At 41.0% G+C, this 15,538-nt stretch carries 17 protein-coding genes; 4 read left to right on the top strand and 13 right to left on the bottom strand.

From position 1 onward, the window contains the following. The first annotated feature begins 1,157 nt into the window (after window positions 1-1,157). From ACYQ28_RS13720 to ACYQ28_RS13710, 3 genes are all read left to right on the top strand, one after another. Window positions 1,158-2,009: a hypothetical protein gene (locus ACYQ28_RS13720; protein ID WP_460050785.1), complete on the top strand. Its 852-nt coding sequence runs from the start codon at window positions 1,158-1,160 to the stop codon at window positions 2,007-2,009. 12 nt (window positions 2,010-2,021) lie between these two features. Then, window positions 2,022-3,275: a DUF4785 domain-containing protein gene (locus tag ACYQ28_RS13715; RefSeq protein WP_460050787.1), complete on the top strand. Its 1,254-nt coding sequence runs from the start codon at window positions 2,022-2,024 to the stop codon at window positions 3,273-3,275. A 136-nt stretch (window positions 3,276-3,411) separates the two neighbouring features. Beyond that, window positions 3,412-3,843, top strand: coding sequence for a bacteriohemerythrin (locus ACYQ28_RS13710; RefSeq protein ID WP_460050789.1), 432 nt, complete (start codon window positions 3,412-3,414; stop codon window positions 3,841-3,843). Window positions 3,844-4,061: 218 nt separating this feature from the next. Here the strand turns inward: ACYQ28_RS13710 and ACYQ28_RS13705 are convergent, their stop codons facing one another. The 4 genes from ACYQ28_RS13705 to ACYQ28_RS13690 all read right to left on the bottom strand — a co-directional run bounded on the left by ACYQ28_RS13705 (window position 4,062) and on the right by ACYQ28_RS13690 (window position 6,168). After that, complete coding sequence (locus ACYQ28_RS13705; RefSeq protein ID WP_460050791.1) at window positions 4,062-4,832, bottom strand: amidohydrolase family protein; 771 nt, start codon at window positions 4,830-4,832, stop codon at window positions 4,062-4,064. 228 nt (window positions 4,833-5,060) lie between these two features. Further along, entirely contained in the window at window positions 5,061-5,330 is a 270-nt protein-coding gene (locus tag ACYQ28_RS13700) for a hypothetical protein (protein ID WP_460050793.1), read from the bottom strand. Window positions 5,331-5,373: 43 nt separating this feature from the next. Further along, window positions 5,374-5,814: a hypothetical protein gene (locus ACYQ28_RS13695; protein WP_460050795.1), complete on the bottom strand. Its 441-nt coding sequence runs from the start codon at window positions 5,812-5,814 to the stop codon at window positions 5,374-5,376. A gap of 12 nt (window positions 5,815-5,826) precedes the next feature. Continuing rightward, window positions 5,827-6,168: a hypothetical protein gene (locus tag ACYQ28_RS13690; RefSeq protein ID WP_460050797.1), complete on the bottom strand. Its 342-nt coding sequence runs from the start codon at window positions 6,166-6,168 to the stop codon at window positions 5,827-5,829. Window positions 6,169-7,032: 864 nt separating this feature from the next. On the opposite strand from ACYQ28_RS13690, the gene ACYQ28_RS13685 reads away from it, so the two are divergent. Continuing rightward, window positions 7,033-7,536: a pyridoxamine 5'-phosphate oxidase family protein gene (locus ACYQ28_RS13685; RefSeq protein WP_460050799.1), complete on the top strand. Its 504-nt coding sequence runs from the start codon at window positions 7,033-7,035 to the stop codon at window positions 7,534-7,536. A 353-nt stretch (window positions 7,537-7,889) separates the two neighbouring features. Here ACYQ28_RS13685 and ACYQ28_RS13680 read toward each other — a convergent pair whose 3' ends face one another. The 9 genes from ACYQ28_RS13680 to ACYQ28_RS13640 form a co-directional block, all read right to left on the bottom strand. Further along, window positions 7,890-8,261, bottom strand: a complete 372-nt coding sequence (locus ACYQ28_RS13680) for a hypothetical protein (protein WP_460050801.1) — start codon at window positions 8,259-8,261, stop codon at window positions 7,890-7,892. Window positions 8,262-8,302: 41 nt separating this feature from the next. Further along, window positions 8,303-8,743, bottom strand: a complete 441-nt coding sequence (locus ACYQ28_RS13675) for a YcgN family cysteine cluster protein (protein WP_460050803.1) — start codon at window positions 8,741-8,743, stop codon at window positions 8,303-8,305. Between the two features lie 21 nt (window positions 8,744-8,764). Further along, window positions 8,765-9,055: a YcgL domain-containing protein gene (locus ACYQ28_RS13670; protein ID WP_460050805.1), complete on the bottom strand. Its 291-nt coding sequence runs from the start codon at window positions 9,053-9,055 to the stop codon at window positions 8,765-8,767. A gap of 93 nt (window positions 9,056-9,148) precedes the next feature. Beyond that, window positions 9,149-9,673, bottom strand: coding sequence for a hypothetical protein (locus ACYQ28_RS13665; protein WP_460050807.1), 525 nt, complete (start codon window positions 9,671-9,673; stop codon window positions 9,149-9,151). A 29-nt stretch (window positions 9,674-9,702) separates the two neighbouring features. Further along, on the bottom strand, window positions 9,703-10,854 hold the full coding sequence (gene rnd / locus ACYQ28_RS13660) for a ribonuclease D (protein WP_460050809.1): 1,152 nt from the start codon (window positions 10,852-10,854) through the stop codon (window positions 9,703-9,705). 49 nt (window positions 10,855-10,903) lie between these two features. Next, entirely contained in the window at window positions 10,904-11,500 is a 597-nt protein-coding gene (gene recR, locus ACYQ28_RS13655) for a recombination mediator RecR (protein WP_460050811.1), read from the bottom strand. A 23-nt stretch (window positions 11,501-11,523) separates the two neighbouring features. After that, a complete protein-coding gene (locus ACYQ28_RS13650) occupies window positions 11,524-11,844 on the bottom strand; it encodes a YbaB/EbfC family nucleoid-associated protein (protein ID WP_460050813.1) in 321 nt (106 codons plus the stop codon). Between the two features lie 49 nt (window positions 11,845-11,893). Beyond that, window positions 11,894-14,311 carry a DNA polymerase III subunit gamma/tau gene (gene dnaX, locus ACYQ28_RS13645; protein WP_460050815.1) on the bottom strand — a complete coding sequence of 806 codons (2,418 nt, stop codon included), beginning with the start codon at window positions 14,309-14,311 and terminating at the stop codon, window positions 11,894-11,896. A gap of 519 nt (window positions 14,312-14,830) precedes the next feature. Continuing rightward, on the bottom strand, window positions 14,831-15,181 hold the full coding sequence (locus tag ACYQ28_RS13640) for a GFA family protein (RefSeq protein ID WP_460050817.1): 351 nt from the start codon (window positions 15,179-15,181) through the stop codon (window positions 14,831-14,833). Window positions 15,182-15,538 lie beyond the last annotated feature (357 nt).

The raw sequence follows: 15,538 nt of genomic DNA, 5'->3' as shown, positions 1-15,538 counted from the left end.
GAAAACTGAAAACTGAAAACTGAAAACTGAAAACTGAAAACTGAAAACTGAAAACTGAAAACTGAAAACTGAAAACTGAAAACTGAATTAAATATTATTATAGAATTACTAACATAAATATTCAGCCCACAAAGCAAATAATAAATAAAAATATACAACCCAAACTAATATAGCGATACAAGCTAAAAATAATCACAGAATTTTCTTGATAAAAAAAACCTTAAACTACAATAGATACAACGTTGCATTTAGCCAATTGCGACCCGCTTATCAAAATTATACAAATCAAGTCAATATGACAAAAAAAATCATTCCCGATGAACTTTACATTTAAAAAAGTTAAAAATTGATCGAATTCAATATTTTAAAATTTTTGTATTTATTTCTTAACAATAGCGCTTTAGCATGCTCGACCACAGAAGATTTGAATCGTATTTCAAGAGTGTTTAATTTAAAAATCGTCAATTGAAACAAACCTGACCAAAAACACCGAAAACAGTCAAATCACTTTAAAATAAAGGCTTTTTACACAGCTATCGATTTACCAATAAACGCACAAAATGAATTTGTAAAATTAAATGCAAAACACTAACAAGTGTTGACAATCGATAAATACAATCAATACACGCTATCGTTAAATGATCAATTTTTGCGACACAATACAACACCCAATAAAAAGCGCTGAACCATGAATTTCAGACTGTTATTTCTTGCAGTTTTATCGCCAAAACTTGCCGACCCAGTATTACTTTTACGTCTTGTGAAATTAAAATTTGAAATTAACTTATGATCCTTAATTATTTTTTGATAGTTAAAAACTCAGAAACAACACTCAACAGACAAGTATTTTATAAAATAAGCCTTTAACTTAATTTATTCGTAAAAAGGCCAACATTTCTTCAAAATCAACTCTCAATTTATAAATAACATTTTCGATCAGAAGAAAATCAAATTGACCTATATCGTCAATTTAAATCATCAAATATTTAACTAAATTTTTAAAACACAGTTTAGGTATCGGAAACCACACATAACTATAAGGACAAACATTTAGGCTTTCTCTAATTTTCAGTTGAGAGAATTTTAGGCTGGTATTCAGTCACACAAAAATCATGCATTTCTACCGCAATACATTTAACTTAGATAATAGGTGAAAAATGAAAAATATCTTCTGGGGTTTAATCTTGAGCGCTTTTTGTGCTCTTGCAAACGCTAACACGGGAGTTGCTTTGGTTCACGGCACCGGCAAACAAACCGATGCTTTCAACGATTATTGGACCGCCGATTTTGTAAACTCCGTGCGTCGCGGCCTACCTAACCAAGCTAACTATGTTGTAATTAACTGCGACTTCGAACAATTTATGTGGGCCGATGGCGCAGCGGGTTGTTTGGCTCAGCAACTTACCAACTTCGTAAATTCACGCGGCATTACCGATCTTGTAGTCATTACTCACTCTAACGGTGGTAACGTAATGCGCTGGATTTTATCGAACCCAACCTTCGACTCTCGCTACCCAAACATTATCAATCGCACTCGCTGGGTTAACGCAGTAGCGCCTTCTAGTGCCGGTACTCCGTTGGCCGACCAAGTGATTTCTGGTAACTCGTTTGAGCAAGTTTTGGGCTGGATTCTAGGCTTTGCTAACGATGCTGTTCGCCAACAACAAGTTGCTTGGATGTCTTACTACAATTCAACTTGGCTGCTAGGTACTGCAGGTCGCCCATCATTACCACGTCAATTCTATGATGTTGTTGGTTCAGATGTAGACAGCTCACCGTTCGACTCAGACAGCTACTGTGGTGGCTACTCTTCAACCGTTGCACTTGAAGCTACACAAGAATTCCTAAACAGCTGTTCCGATGGTTTCTTAAACTGCACCAGCCAAGCAGCAGCAGGCACCGTTTGGTTCTACGACACTCAGCTTACTAATGGTCAAGAACCTCTTAACCATAACCAAAGCCGTCGTCCATGTTTTGGCCTAGACGTAATTTTGAGAAACGACATTTAAGGAGCTACCAACATGACTCAATTATTTAGCAAAAAAGCATTGCACGTCGCTTTGTCATTGGCGGTAGCAGCCGGTGTTAGCTTCTCTGCAAACGCAGAAAAAATGACCCTAAAACAAGCCGCAAAAAGTGATATGGTCAGCAAAAGCCTAGAAACTTCTTTCAATGGCGTTGCATTACCAACCATCGGTACCGCTCGCGAGCGCGTCACCTTTACCCAAGTATTGGCAGGCAGCGAAAGCATTCAAGCTAACGTTGGTCAAACCTTTACCTCCGAAAGCCGCAACTTCAAAATGCTAGCAACCGGTGAAGAATTATCAAAAGGTATTAATCTACCGATTTCTTCCCCATCGGCATTGGTTCGTGTCATTCCAATGTCTGGCTCAACCGCCATTAACGAAAAAATGTTGCAAGTCAATGCAAATGGTCAATGGTTAAGTTCCGACGAAGCCTTTGCAAAAACATTTGATGCGAACGAACTTACCGCCGCAGGCCTTGAGTCACCAAAAGGCAGCTTTGCCATGAAGATGAAAGCAGAGCCCGGTAAAAACGGTATGTTAATGCGCAGCGAGCAATCTTTAGCAGCCGCTGACCGTTTTAACGTTTTGGTATTCGAGCCGAAAAGCAACGAAGTGTTAAAAACCACTTTAGACAAAACTCGCGTAGTGCAAGGTGAAAACATCCGAGTTAACGCAGCGATGACCAAAGATGGTTCAGCAATGGCACTTAGCTCTGTAGAAGCATTTGTTATGGCTCCTGGCTCAACCGAACCACAAGCCGTACAAGTTCGTCAACGTCGTGGTTCAGCAGTAGCGGTAATTGACACAGCCAATATGCTGGCCAGCGCACCCGGCCTTTTCGAAGTACACTTGGTTACCGAATCTAACGAAGGTGGTGTTAAGAGTCTTCGTACCGATAAAGTTGCCTTTGCTGTTGCGCCAAAAACTGCTCGCCTAACCGGTGACGTTGAAGTTGAGCACTCAGCCGCAGCTATGACCATGAGCTTTGCCGTAGAAAGCGTACTACCTGGCCGTTACGAAGTATCTGCGGTTGTTTACGGTACCGATGCTCGCGGCCGTATGGTTCCCGGTGTGTTAACCGCTACCGCTCAATGGTTAGATGCTAACGGTACTATTACCCTAGAAGTGCCTGAAGTAGAGCTTAGCGCTACCGGTCTTGTTGCACCGTTTGAAGTAAAAAGCTTAAAACTTAAAGATCAAACTCGTTTATCTGAGTTGTGGTCACAAGAATCTGCTTTAGAAATGTAATCAACGTTTCTAATCGGACGATTAAAAAAACCGAGTCTTATGGCTCGGTTTTTTTATGAGCTTGGCACAGCCTTGGCAAAATCAAAAACCAGTACATTAAACAATTTAAGCCATTTCTGTTACCAAGCGAGTCAAAATGACCAATATCAATGACCTAGTCTCAAATTTCGACCCACAACTGAAATTAGATTTAGTTGAGGTTGATACAATTCATCAAGAATTCCTGCATCTTGTAGAACAAGCGACAAAAGCCAAAGGACTTGAGTTTGCGGATATTTTTAAAAATTTACTCGCTCACACCCAAGCTCATTTTTCGGGTGAAGAAGAAAATATGAAAAAAATTGGTCATAGCTCGATGCTGGAACACATTTCTGACCATCAAAGAATATTGGGCGATATGTCGCGCTTTAATGACAAGGTGCAAGTGGGTCGTACACAAATGGCACGAGCGTGGATGACTGACAGCTTATTGCAATGGTTTGATACCCACGTAAAAACCATGGATAGCGCCTTAGCTGTCGATTTAAAGAAACACCTACACAAAGACAGTATTACTGAAAGCGCCTAACCGACAAATGACACTAAAAACCAGTGATCGACCGTTTAAAAACGCCAAACCAAACGGCGGCTTTATTGTATTAAGGTCAAATGTTTACGTAGCAACATTAGCCGTTACCTGACGCAGGTGGTAGTGACGACACCTTTACGGCTCATTAAGCAATAAAATTTATGTTTTAGTGTTCCTGTGAATACAAGATCATGCCTGGAAATACAGCATCATTTTATTTACAGAGCTAAATGCTCCATGCGATAAAGCCTTAAGGCATTGAGTGAAAGTACGTCTCGGGCACCTGTTTCACCGAGAGTATCAACAACCAGGTTAAAATCGTCGTCACTGTAAGGAATATGCACGCGCGTGCTGGGTAAATCTGTACCAAAGATTAATCGTTTTGGATTGAGTGAGTACAAATTAATGATCGCTGCTTTCGCGCTGAAATCTAATCGCCCAAAACCCGTCGCTTTAATGTAAGCACCCATTTCGATCAGTTTAACAACGTATTTAAACCCTTCTTCGCTTAAACCCAAATGGTCCAAACTCACAGAAGGTAGGGTTGAAATAACACCCATTAAATCGCATAAATCGCGTGAATCTGCATAAATCTCAACATGCCATTGAGCGACTTCGTAAATTTTAGCGGCCAAATTAACAAGATCGGTAAGAGCTGCTTGTCCATAACGCCTTAAATTAATACGAATACCGCGTACACCCATTTTATTTAATGTTAAAATTTCGTCCTCAGAGATATCACTTTTAACATTTACGACGCCTACAAAGTTTGCGCCTAAAATACTTAGCGCATCCGTTAAGTAAGAGTAATCGTATTCTTGAAAAGACCCTGAGATAATTGCTCCGCCGAGTAATTGGTATTCACTCATGCGATCCAGATACTGTTGCGCGGTAAAGGCGTCTGGAATAAAGCCATTATTCTCAGAAATGGGAAATCGTTTATCAATAATATGAAAATGCGAATCAAATAAAGGCAATTTATTTAACATTCATAAACCCAAAGCAGACGTCTAATATAAGTAAAAGCTAACAAAAACTAACGCTAAACTTAACTAAGAATAGCACCTAAAATACCGACCACACCTAAAGTTCGATATTAGATTTAATTAAGTTTTAACTAATATTATAAATTTGCCTGTATCATGTACATACGCGGCAAATACCCAGGAATTTACGAGTGTTTCACCCTAAAATTGGCTTCTAGGAAAAATAGATTTCTAGGAAAAAAATTGATTAACCATTTGCGCCGTACGGATTATTCGTACTCTTGATTTGCGATCAGAAAAAGAAGCTTTGGTATAAAGCCTATCGAGTAACTTTGCAGCAACTCCACCCGCAAAAAACGCCCCGAGACCTTTAGGGTCAGTTGCGTAATGACGAGCCATATTTTTGGACTTTTTTGCGACATCTATAACTTGAATTAAGTCTTGAGTAACTCGGTACTGTGATTCTAAAACTGCATTCTTTTTTTTCCAAAAACTAAACATTCATACCTCCCGAGACAGCCTATGCTCATAATAAAAAGATTCGCTATTTAGAAAATAATACACTCATCAATTTAATGGATTGGCTAAAGCCGACATGTTTAGCAAAATACTTACCGGCTTTCCACAAGGTAACACACAATAATATTTGAATGGCGCTCATAGAGAGCATAATGTAGATGGGTGCAAGGCCTAATTTAAACGCGTAAAAACCCACGGTAAGACATACAAATAACCAACACATTAATACCATACCGCTAAAACACAATACGCATAAAAGAGTGAGCACTAACGATGTTTGTGTTAAAGACCATTCAGCTTTGATCAGTTGCTTTGAATCATCAGTAAGTTTACTGATACCAGCTAAGCCTTCACCAATGAGCTGATGAATTATCAATGTATCAGAAGAATTCTGAGCCGGGCGATTATCGCCCGGTTCTCCATTTTCGGAAGATTCAGAATCTGTGTTGGTATGATTCTGGTTCATTGTGAACCCCGATTATTTTTTCTTCCCAATTAGCGACGCAACCAAAACACCTGCTGTAAATGCAGCGCCCAGCGTTAGGAATGGATTACGTTGTGCAAAACCGCGCGCTGAATCTATACCCTCGTGGATAGCCTTGTTACTCGCTTCTTTTTTATCGTGCAAAGTTTTACCCGCAGAAGAAGCAGTTTCTCTGACCTTTTGCTCAAGTTTATCGAGCTTTGGGCTAGTGCTATCGATGGCGTCATGGGCTGCGCTCGCAAGTTTTTCAGTCATAGTGTGAGCAGCCGCAGCCGTGTCTTTAGATACAGAATTAAGTTTTGCACTTGAATCTACTGAATTTTCTTGAGTACTCATGGCATTCTCCGTTGAATTTTTTGAATCATCTATGAATTTAGGTGTAAGAAAAATTCACTCACATATAAGAGCGGCTTATAGGTTATTAATTAGTTAATAACGTTGGTAACTATTGAGTTCAGCGAACTTTATCTCTGAATATCGTACCGAAAAATAATTACCAATATTGCTAAAGCTAAATTTTTACAACTAGGTCTTTTACAACTAGGTCGAGCGCAAGATAAATACGCACTTTTTAGATATCGCTCGAAAATACTAAAAAGTTATTGGTTAAAAATTTATTGAAACCTGTTAGCGTATTACTCTGTATGAAGCATAGGGCTTGCCAATTTTTAAAAAATAATTTTTAAAACTCTCAAATACCGTTTAAATCACCTTAAATGCGCTAAAAATCAAAGAGTTATCACATAGCCAAAAATTACAATTCAAAATTTAACAATGCACAAAACACAATCAACATCTATTGCACAAAAATAATTTTGCAACTTTTTCAAGATATTTTGCAGTCAATTCAAGATCAAAGCACTCAGAATCAACTTTGTAGTATTTTTATAATCTTGAAAAATTTTATAAAAATAGAAATCCCCAATTAATCTAGAGCTTTCTGTATTACTAACGAGAGAAAACACCCGCAAACATAGCCTTTCCATTAAAGGAGCGCTTAAAAATACGCAAAAAAATCAACCGACGATAAGTTTCACCTTTATTATTTATAGAGTATTTTTTCTCTGGCACGATTTAAGCTTTATCACTTATGAATATGAAAATCGCATTCATTTATTGTTTTATTATTAATAGAACAACAATATTAGAGACATTTACTCCAAAGGAATGCGCAAATAGGAATCAGCAGAGGAATTTACCATGACAGAGTTAAGCTTACACGACGATGAAAACTTAATGTCTTTAAAAACCAATATCGAAAAAATTAAAACCGCGATGATCTCTACCATAACTCATTCTACCCGATCGCACGCTTCACCAATGCACACCGTAAGCGTAGATGAGTATGGTGCTTTATGGTTTTACGCCTACAACGACTCACAGCGCGTACTGGATATTTCTGAAAATAATTTCGTCAATGTTATTTATTCATCGCCGGAAAAAGGCATTTATATTTCTGTTACAGGCTACGCACAATTGATTTCGGATAGGAAATTACTGCATAAGTACTGGGACGAAGATTACCGAACTTGGGCACCCGATGGCCCGGATGCGCCGGGTTTGTATTTACTAAAAATTAGTGTCAGCGAAGCAGAAATGTGGGATGTAGAGACCTCAGCGATGACTCGTTTTGCTAAAACTACCATCGCAAAAATTCGTGATGAACAGCCCAATTTAGACAATCATGTTATCTATCATCACTAGGTAAGACTGGCCGTTCAGTTTCAGTTAAATTTAAGAAGCTATGCTAGCGATGTAGTTTTTAAGTAGATTTTAGGTTTATTGGCATGCATTCTTGTCAGGCACTGATGGATCAGTGAAAGAATGAATTTAAACCAAACCCCGATTTTATCGGGGTTTATTTTTTGTACTTAATAAAGGAAACCCTGATTAACCGAGAGCCTCCAGCGACACACAGATGTGCTGCTAATTTCAAGAACAATAAATGCTTGATTTAATCAGAGGTTCCTTCAGCGGTTCCTATAGGTTAACTATAGAAGAGTTAACCGGCAGCTCTTAGAGTTATTTTTCCGGAAGAACTCATCAATAATGGCGAACTAAGCTTCGCTTTCGGTATTTGTTGGATTCCTGCCACCAAATAGTTTGGCAAACGAAAAATATATTCCATACAAAACAGGATAAATCAATAAGCTAATCACTAATACGGTTGCAAACATACTACCGGCGCGGGCAAAGCCTACTTCAGGAACAAATACACCTTCGTAAAAAGTAATTAACCACGCAGGCCCCATAAATTTTGAGCCGGTTTCGATATTAAACGGCGTCAACATAAATGCCGTTATTAATAACAGCAACGGATATTGTACGATAGGACGCACTCGGCGTGTTAATCCCCATGCGCCTAACGTGACAACTAAAGATGCAACAATATAAACCAGCCAAGCATTTGTATAGTCGGTATCAGACATAATAAATTTCGCTTAGTATTTTCTAGGTTGATAATTAACGATTAAACCCATCGCACGATTCGATCTTGCCACTGTTCAAGTGGAACTTCGTTCTCAGAAATACAGCGACCTTTAACGGATCGCTTGAATCGATGCACCGAAGTTTCATCACCGGTAATCAACGGGTGCCATTTTTCCAGCTTACGTCCTTCCGCCAAGGTTCGATAAGCACAGCTGATCGGCAACCAGTACATGTCTTGGATATTTTCAGCGGTAAAGGTTCTGCAATCAGGAATCTGTTCTAAACGATTTAAATAATTGGTACAGCGACAAGTATCGACATCGAGTAATTTACAAGCAAGATCGGTAAAAAACAGCTCATCGGTTTCGTCATCAATGAGTTTGTGCAAACAACATTTTGCACAACCGTCACACAGTGATTCCCACTCTTCGCTGGTCATTTCTGACAAAGATTTGGTTTCCCAAAATCGATTTTCAGACATTGTTATTATCACCGCTGCCCATTAAATTTTGCTGAGTTTATCGTTCGATTTATTAATTTCTTGCATGTAATCTTCTTTTTCTGGCGGCATTTGCAAGTAATAACCGTGTTCTTTAATAGACGCTAACACACGAGTAATATCGGCGTTGGCAAGATTACGCTCTGGAGTAAGCACCAAAGTAAACGAGTGTTTTGGTTTACCAAAACGCTCCATTAAAGCCTTTGGTACTCGGCTTATGCCATCGGTTTTTAACACGTATAAATACATGTCATCAATTTTGGAGCTTTTATAGATATCGCAAATTTGTTTCACTGTGTTATGGATAACCTTTCTTTGTATTTACGTAGCTCTACATTGTTTACCGAGTTTCTGTAGAACACTCAAGAATATCTTTGCAAGTATTTTTCAGTAAGAACCGAAATAAACTTTATGATATTTTTTTACGTCTATGACTTTGTATTTACTTAAACCTTTCAAACATCCTACCCGAGTATGCCCTTCAACTAAGTGTAAACCCTTAATAGAAGGTGGATTAAGTAACTCTCTACTTATAAACACCGGCGGAACTCTCCAAGTTCCATGCATTTTCCAATGTTCTCTTATCTCCAATCTTGAAGAAATTACCTTTTCACCTATTTGAGAGAAATAGGATGCATCTTCTGAAACTTCATTCATGTAATCTGGGAATGTTGCTTCTGTGGAGATACTAATAATCTCGTCAACATGAACTTCGATCAATGACCATAAAATTTTAGTTAAATCTATATGACCATACATAGATATGAATTCATCTTTGTCACTATGATCAATATAAAACTGCTTAACAACAGAGTCAGGTGCATTTATATTTAGCTGATTTTTTATAATCGACTTAGATAACTCCGGCTCCAATTTATTATTAATAAAGTTAGGCAATTCTCGAAATTTCATATTTTTTGATAAAGCCTAAATTAAAATCACTAGCTAATCTGATTAATATCGAGTGTACAGGCGTAATCCAGCAAGCCTTGGCCGATGACCTCAAAGCGCCAGCCAGTTTGTAATCTATCGCTTAAAGTTAACGGCTGATTAGATAGAATCTCTCGCGCCAAATGCTGTAGATCGGTTTTTTTGATTAATACCTCTGGCGGTAACAATAACTCTTCGGCTTTTTGAACCACAAAATCCCGCAGTGCTTTGGTAATTGCACCTGCAATAGGTGGTAGCGGTTTAGGTAAACGTTGCGGGAATTCAGCTTCGTTTTCTTGAGCTTTTTTTACAAGTTCTAAAAGAGTCGGCCCATCTTTTTTGATCACCCGTGCAGTCATGCCATCAATGGTGGTTAACTTGGCAAAATGCGGCGGACGAGTACGAGCTAAACTGAATAGAGTTTGGTCTTTAAGAACACGGTTGCGAGGAATATTGCGCTTACGAGCCTGACGTTCACGCCAAATGCATAATTCTTTAAGCACCGCTAGACTACGCGGATTTAATTGCCAAGCCAGTTTTATTTTTTGGTAGTAATCAACGTTCACCGCTTGTGGCGAGGTGGTGTTGTTCAAAACAGACTGACAATCGTCTAAAACCCAAGCCAATTTATTTTGGCTTGTTAATTTCTCGCAAAGCGTCGTGTAAATCTGTAACAAATGCTCAACATCGAGTGCCGCATAATGTTTTTGTACTTCGGCTAAGGGGCGCTGTAACCAGTCTGATCGCGTCGCGTCTTTGGGTAAATCGACATTGAACATTTCACGCAGTAAATTTGCGTAACCAACACCAATTCCGTATCCAGCGAACGCCGCAGCGATTTGAGTATCGAACACCGGTTGCGGTAACACGTGGCAACAACCTTGGAAGACTTCGAGGTCTTCTGAGCAAGAGTGCATCACCTTAACAACATTTGGGTTGGTTAAAAGATCCGATAACGCTTGATGTTTACCAATCTCCAGCGGATCAATGAGATAAGTCTCTTCACCATCGTTGAGTTGCAATAAACCCGGCTTGGGATAAAAGGTGTCGGTACGAACGAACTCCGTATCAAGAGCGACGGCGGGTAATGCTGACCACTTTTGGCAAAGCACTTCCAGCTCTTGGGGATTATCGATCCAATGAAATTCGGGGGTTTCTATCACGATTTTGCAACATCAATTGGTTAAACAGTGAATATCAATAATCAACGGATTACTGAAAGCGGGTTCTGCTATTTATGGCGTGAGCAAGTGTGCCGCCATCAAGGTATTCAAGCTCGCCACCCAGTGGCACACCTTGAGCCAAGCGAGTAACAACCACGCCGGTGTCTTTAGCAATTTCAGAAATGTAATGGGCGGTTGCCTCGCCTTGTACGGTTGAATTGGTCGCCAAAACAATCTCTTTCACCAAGCCTTGTTGAAGACGAGTTTCGAGAATATCGAGCCCCAAATCGGCAGGGCCAATACCATCAATAGGCGATAAATGGCCATGCAATACAAAGTAAACACCAGAATAAACGCCAGCTTGTTCAAAAATAGAGACATCCGAAGGGCTTTCAACAACACACAAAGTCGATTGATCGCGCTTCGTGCTTTGGCAAATGGCGCAGGTCGTTTCTTCGGTTAATGTTTGGCAATGATCACAACGGCCAACACCTTCAACAGCAGCCTGAAGCGCCTGAGCAAGACCAACGGCACCTTCTTGGTTGTGTTCTAACAAATAAAATGCCATGCGCTGGGCCGACTTTGGCCCAACACCCGGCAGCGCTTTTAACGCTTGAATAAGTTGATCGATCAATGGACTGTACAAGCGGCTTCCCTACACTTTTACGATTAAAACGGCATTTTAAAGCCAGGCGGCATTTGGAACCCAGACGCTAAACTGCCCAGCTTTTCTTGATTGGCGCGCTCGACCTTACGTACGGCATCGTTCATAGCGGCGGCGATAAGGTCTTCTAAAATCTCACGATCTTCAGTCATTAAGCTGGGATCAATATTGACGGATCGAACATCATGGCGGCCAGTCATGACAATTTTAACCATGCCTGCGCCAGACTCTCCGGTTACCTCGGCATTAGCAAGCTCTTGTTGCATTTTCTGCATGTTTTCTTGCATTTCTTGAGCTTGCTTCATTAAGTCGCCAAGACCTTTCATATATTCACCTTATTGTTAAATTTAACGGAATCTATGTAGTTAATGGAGTTTAAACCATAGGTTCGATTTTATCGGGATCGAGCTCCACCGCAAACTCCGTAACCAAACGCTGCACAAAGGGGTCGGTTTGCACCAAATGTACCGCTTGGGCGTGACGTTCATGTTTTAAACGGGTAGCTCGTGCGGCCGGAGTTTCTGTGGTTACACTGCCCTGCTCCACAACTACGGTTACGGCATGATCAAAATATCGGCTCAGTTGCTCGCTAAAAAGCTGCTGATGGTTATCTAAATATAGGGTCGCGTTGACGGAATCGAGTAAAAAATGCAACTTGTCGCCCTCACGCCCGGTAAACACACAGTTAGACACCGTACTTTGCAAGATTCCCGTCACGCCCAAATGCGGATAAATATCCAACCAAGTACGTTCGTTTAAATCACTTAACTCGTAACGAGGCTCAGACCGGGTTTGCTCGGTGGTGCTCTCTTGAACAGCCTGAGTTACCGGTTGTTCAAGGCCTTCCCGCTCAGCAGGCCGAGATTGTGGTAAAGAACGGGTTGGCTCAACCTGTTCGATCAGCGCCTTAGTCGATGTGGCACCAATAGGAGGAGTGGGTTCCGGCTCAGGATCATCACCAAACAACGATTGCGTGCGATCGTCCTGCATAACAGGCTCATCGTCATCGGAATCAACTTCATCGTCGTATTGATTGACTTGATGGCGTGGTTGATAGACGTCTTGCTTCGGCTCTGCGTTTTGTCTAGAAGAAGCATCTGGACTAGAAGCAGGCGAATAACCTTGAGCGTCGTATTCATCGGCGTACATTTGCGCGGCGTAATCGTCGTATTCTGACGGCATATTTGCGGCTTGAGCAACAGGTCGAACATCTCTAGAGATGGGCTCGCTGGCATTTATATGGCCAGATGGGCGCTCAACTTGCGATTTGACAGCTTCTGAAGAAATAACGGAAGGCTGCCCAGAACCCTTATTGTCCAAGACATCGCCATCGGCACCGATATCAACAAGGTTTTCTTGAGATGTCTCGATATCGGGCGTTTGTTGAGCAATCGCCAGAGATCGCTCGTTGTTTTTTGCTTGCGAATCTAGGTTACTGACTTCCGCCGCAATGGCTTCATTTGTGGCCGCCGCAGGCTCAACTGCTGGTTCTGATTGGGCAATCTGGTGCGTATTGGTATGAGTTTCAGCGGAGCCTAATGGTTGATTGGAATGTGGTTGATCAGAGTTTTTTTTTGCCTCGTCTTGAACATTTGACTCAGGTAAACGACTCGAATCGGCTGCGATTATTGGAGACGCTTTAGGCGCTTCTGGCAGTTTGATTTCAACACTGGGCTTAGGCATCGCTTTTTCGGGCGGAGCAATCACACCTTGTGGCTTAAACGCCAACATGCGCAGCAGCGTCATCTCAAGACCACTGCGTAAATCTGGGTTTAACGGCAGATCACGTCTGCCGTGCAAAGCCATTTGATAAAACAGCTGAACATCTTCACTGGTAATTTGGCTGGCCAGCGACACAATCTGTTCGCGGTCACCCAAACTGTTATCCAACGCTTGAGGTGCAACCTGCGCAAGCGCAATTCGGTGCAACACCGAAATCAGTTCTGCCAAAGCGCCCGGATAATCCGGCGATTGCTCAGCCATTTGCGCAACAGCGTTAAGCACTTTATGACTGTCGAATTCGGCCAAACCAACCAATATTTCGTACACGAACGCTCGGTCGATCGTGCCCAACATCGAGCTAACTTCGGCTTCGCTCACAGAGCCATTACCAAAAGCGATGGCCTGATCGGTCAGGCTCAACGCATCACGCATACTACCATCGGCGGCGCGGGCGAGTTGCCATAGCGCGCTGTCTTCAAAGCGAATGGATTCGTGCTCAAGCACATTAGACAAATGGCCAACTATTCGCTCTTGGCTCATGTTCTTTAGATGGAACTGCAAGCAGCGCGATAGAATAGTTACTGGAAGTTTTTGCGGATCGGTTGTGGCCAACAAGAATTTTACGTGCGGCGGCGGTTCTTCTAGGGTTTTTAACAAGGCGTTAAAACTGTGACCGGAGAGCATGTGCACTTCGTCGATTAAGTACACCTTATAACGACCGCGAGTTGGCGCGTACTGCACGTTATCGAGCAGTTCGCGAGTGTCTTCGACTTTGGTTCTGGACGCCGCATCGACCTCTATCAAATCGACGAAACGACCTTCGGCGATTTCACGACAGGCACCACACTGACCACAAGGGTTTGAACTAACACCAGACTCACAATTAAGACATTTGGCCAAAATACGCGCAATGGTGGTTTTGCCCACACCACGAGTACCGGTAAACAAATAGGCATGATGCAAACGATTGTGGTCCAGAGCATTGATGAGCGCGCGTAACACATGCTCCTGCCCTACCATCTCATGGAAATTTCGAGGTCGCCACTTTCGCGCTAAAACTTGATAGCTCATTCTATATTACTTAGCCAAACTCCGTACATTGACCGGAAATTATCAATTAATGAGACCGCAAAGACCAGCACTGTATGCAAACACAGGCACGAACGAGCAAATGGTCACACATTGATACCCAAAGGAGATCAATACTAGCACATTGAGCACACGCTCGTTGGAGGGAAATTCTTGGAAAAATAGCGACAAAACAAGAAAATAAGAAAAACACCGCAAGAACAAAAAACAACCACCCTCAAAAGCAAGGTGTTTTAGAAGCAATTTGTTTTAGAGACAAGGTTTTTTAGAGGCGAGGAGTTTTAAAAACAAGAAAGCGCCGTAAGTTAAACGCCTTCGAGCCAAATACATTTAAAGGAAACTCTTATTAATCTGGAGTTTCCAGTGATACAGGGATGCAGAGATGCAGAGATGCATCACCAACTTTAACAACGGTAAGCGATTGAAATTGTGAAGAAATTGAAAATTGCATTGTCGATTTCTACCCTCTGATTAAATCATAGAGGAATTAATCCGAGATTCCTAAAGCTTATTGGCACCGTCAAATAGCGATGGTGATAAAGAATCAAATTCAATTTCGTCAATACAACCCGTATTTACAACCGTGGCATTACCGGTTTCGCGTGTAAGTTTGGTAAAACAATTAATACCACAGGTTTTGCAAAAATAATGTTTTGAAAAATCCCGCGAACCGTAAACACCTAAATTTGACTCACCTGACGTTAATGTAAACTTGTCTTCATCCACTCGAATTAACGTTGCCGATCTGCGTTTGCAATAACTGCAATTGCAATAAAAAGAATCGAGCGAATCTAGCTCAACAGTGAACTGAACGGCGCCACAATGGCACTTACCTTGATAAGTCTCGGTCATTTTTCCTCCATGTTTTTATTTGTTTTTCGCTTAATTTGTTTTTTTGCTTAAATCGATTCAAAAACACTTAAACAACAGCGTACTGACTATAGGAAACTCTGACTAACTTAGAACTTCTATCGACATAAGGATGTGCTGCTTACTTCAAGAGCAGTATACGATTGAGATCGTCAGTTTCTGTTCTCTGATTAAATACCAGATACGTAAATCAGAAATTCCTACAAGCATCTAGCTTTCGAACCAGTTTTTAAATTCGATCTCGTTTTTTAACGTCAAAGTAGTTTTTGAAGTTAAAGTAATTTTTGAATTTAAAGTAGTTTTTAAACTCAGCAACAACGAGTTTATACATTCACAACC

This window comes from Sessilibacter sp. MAH1, from assembly GCF_054658315.1.
This window is presented reverse-complemented; position numbering and strand designations above follow the sequence as displayed.

Excerpts from the sequence above, each read along its gene's own strand:
- ACYQ28_RS13680 (WP_460050801.1), bottom strand. The coding sequence starts at position 8,261 with ATGTCTGATACCGACTATACAAATGCTTGGCTGGTTTATATTGTTGCA.
- ACYQ28_RS13705 (WP_460050791.1), bottom strand. The coding sequence starts at position 4,832 with ATGTTAAATAAATTGCCTTTATTTGATTCGCATTTTCATATTATTGAT.
- dnaX (WP_460050815.1), bottom strand. The coding sequence starts at position 14,311 with ATGAGCTATCAAGTTTTAGCGCGAAAGTGGCGACCTCGAAATTTCCAT.
- ACYQ28_RS13690 (WP_460050797.1), bottom strand. The coding sequence starts at position 6,168 with ATGAGTACTCAAGAAAATTCAGTAGATTCAAGTGCAAAACTTAATTCT.
- ACYQ28_RS13650 (WP_460050813.1), bottom strand. The coding sequence starts at position 11,844 with ATGAAAGGTCTTGGCGACTTAATGAAGCAAGCTCAAGAAATGCAAGAA.
- ACYQ28_RS13715 (WP_460050787.1), top strand. The coding sequence starts at position 2,022 with ATGACTCAATTATTTAGCAAAAAAGCATTGCACGTCGCTTTGTCATTG.
- ACYQ28_RS13710 (WP_460050789.1), top strand. The coding sequence starts at position 3,412 with ATGACCAATATCAATGACCTAGTCTCAAATTTCGACCCACAACTGAAA.
- ACYQ28_RS13665 (WP_460050807.1), bottom strand. The coding sequence starts at position 9,673 with ATGAAATTTCGAGAATTGCCTAACTTTATTAATAATAAATTGGAGCCG.
- ACYQ28_RS13640 (WP_460050817.1), bottom strand. The coding sequence starts at position 15,181 with ATGACCGAGACTTATCAAGGTAAGTGCCATTGTGGCGCCGTTCAGTTC.
- ACYQ28_RS13675 (WP_460050803.1), bottom strand. The coding sequence starts at position 8,743 with ATGTCTGAAAATCGATTTTGGGAAACCAAATCTTTGTCAGAAATGACC.
- ACYQ28_RS13695 (WP_460050795.1), bottom strand. The coding sequence starts at position 5,814 with ATGAACCAGAATCATACCAACACAGATTCTGAATCTTCCGAAAATGGA.
- ACYQ28_RS13685 (WP_460050799.1), top strand. The coding sequence starts at position 7,033 with ATGACAGAGTTAAGCTTACACGACGATGAAAACTTAATGTCTTTAAAA.
- ACYQ28_RS13700 (WP_460050793.1), bottom strand. The coding sequence starts at position 5,330 with ATGTTTAGTTTTTGGAAAAAAAAGAATGCAGTTTTAGAATCACAGTAC.
- ACYQ28_RS13720 (WP_460050785.1), top strand. The coding sequence starts at position 1,158 with ATGAAAAATATCTTCTGGGGTTTAATCTTGAGCGCTTTTTGTGCTCTT.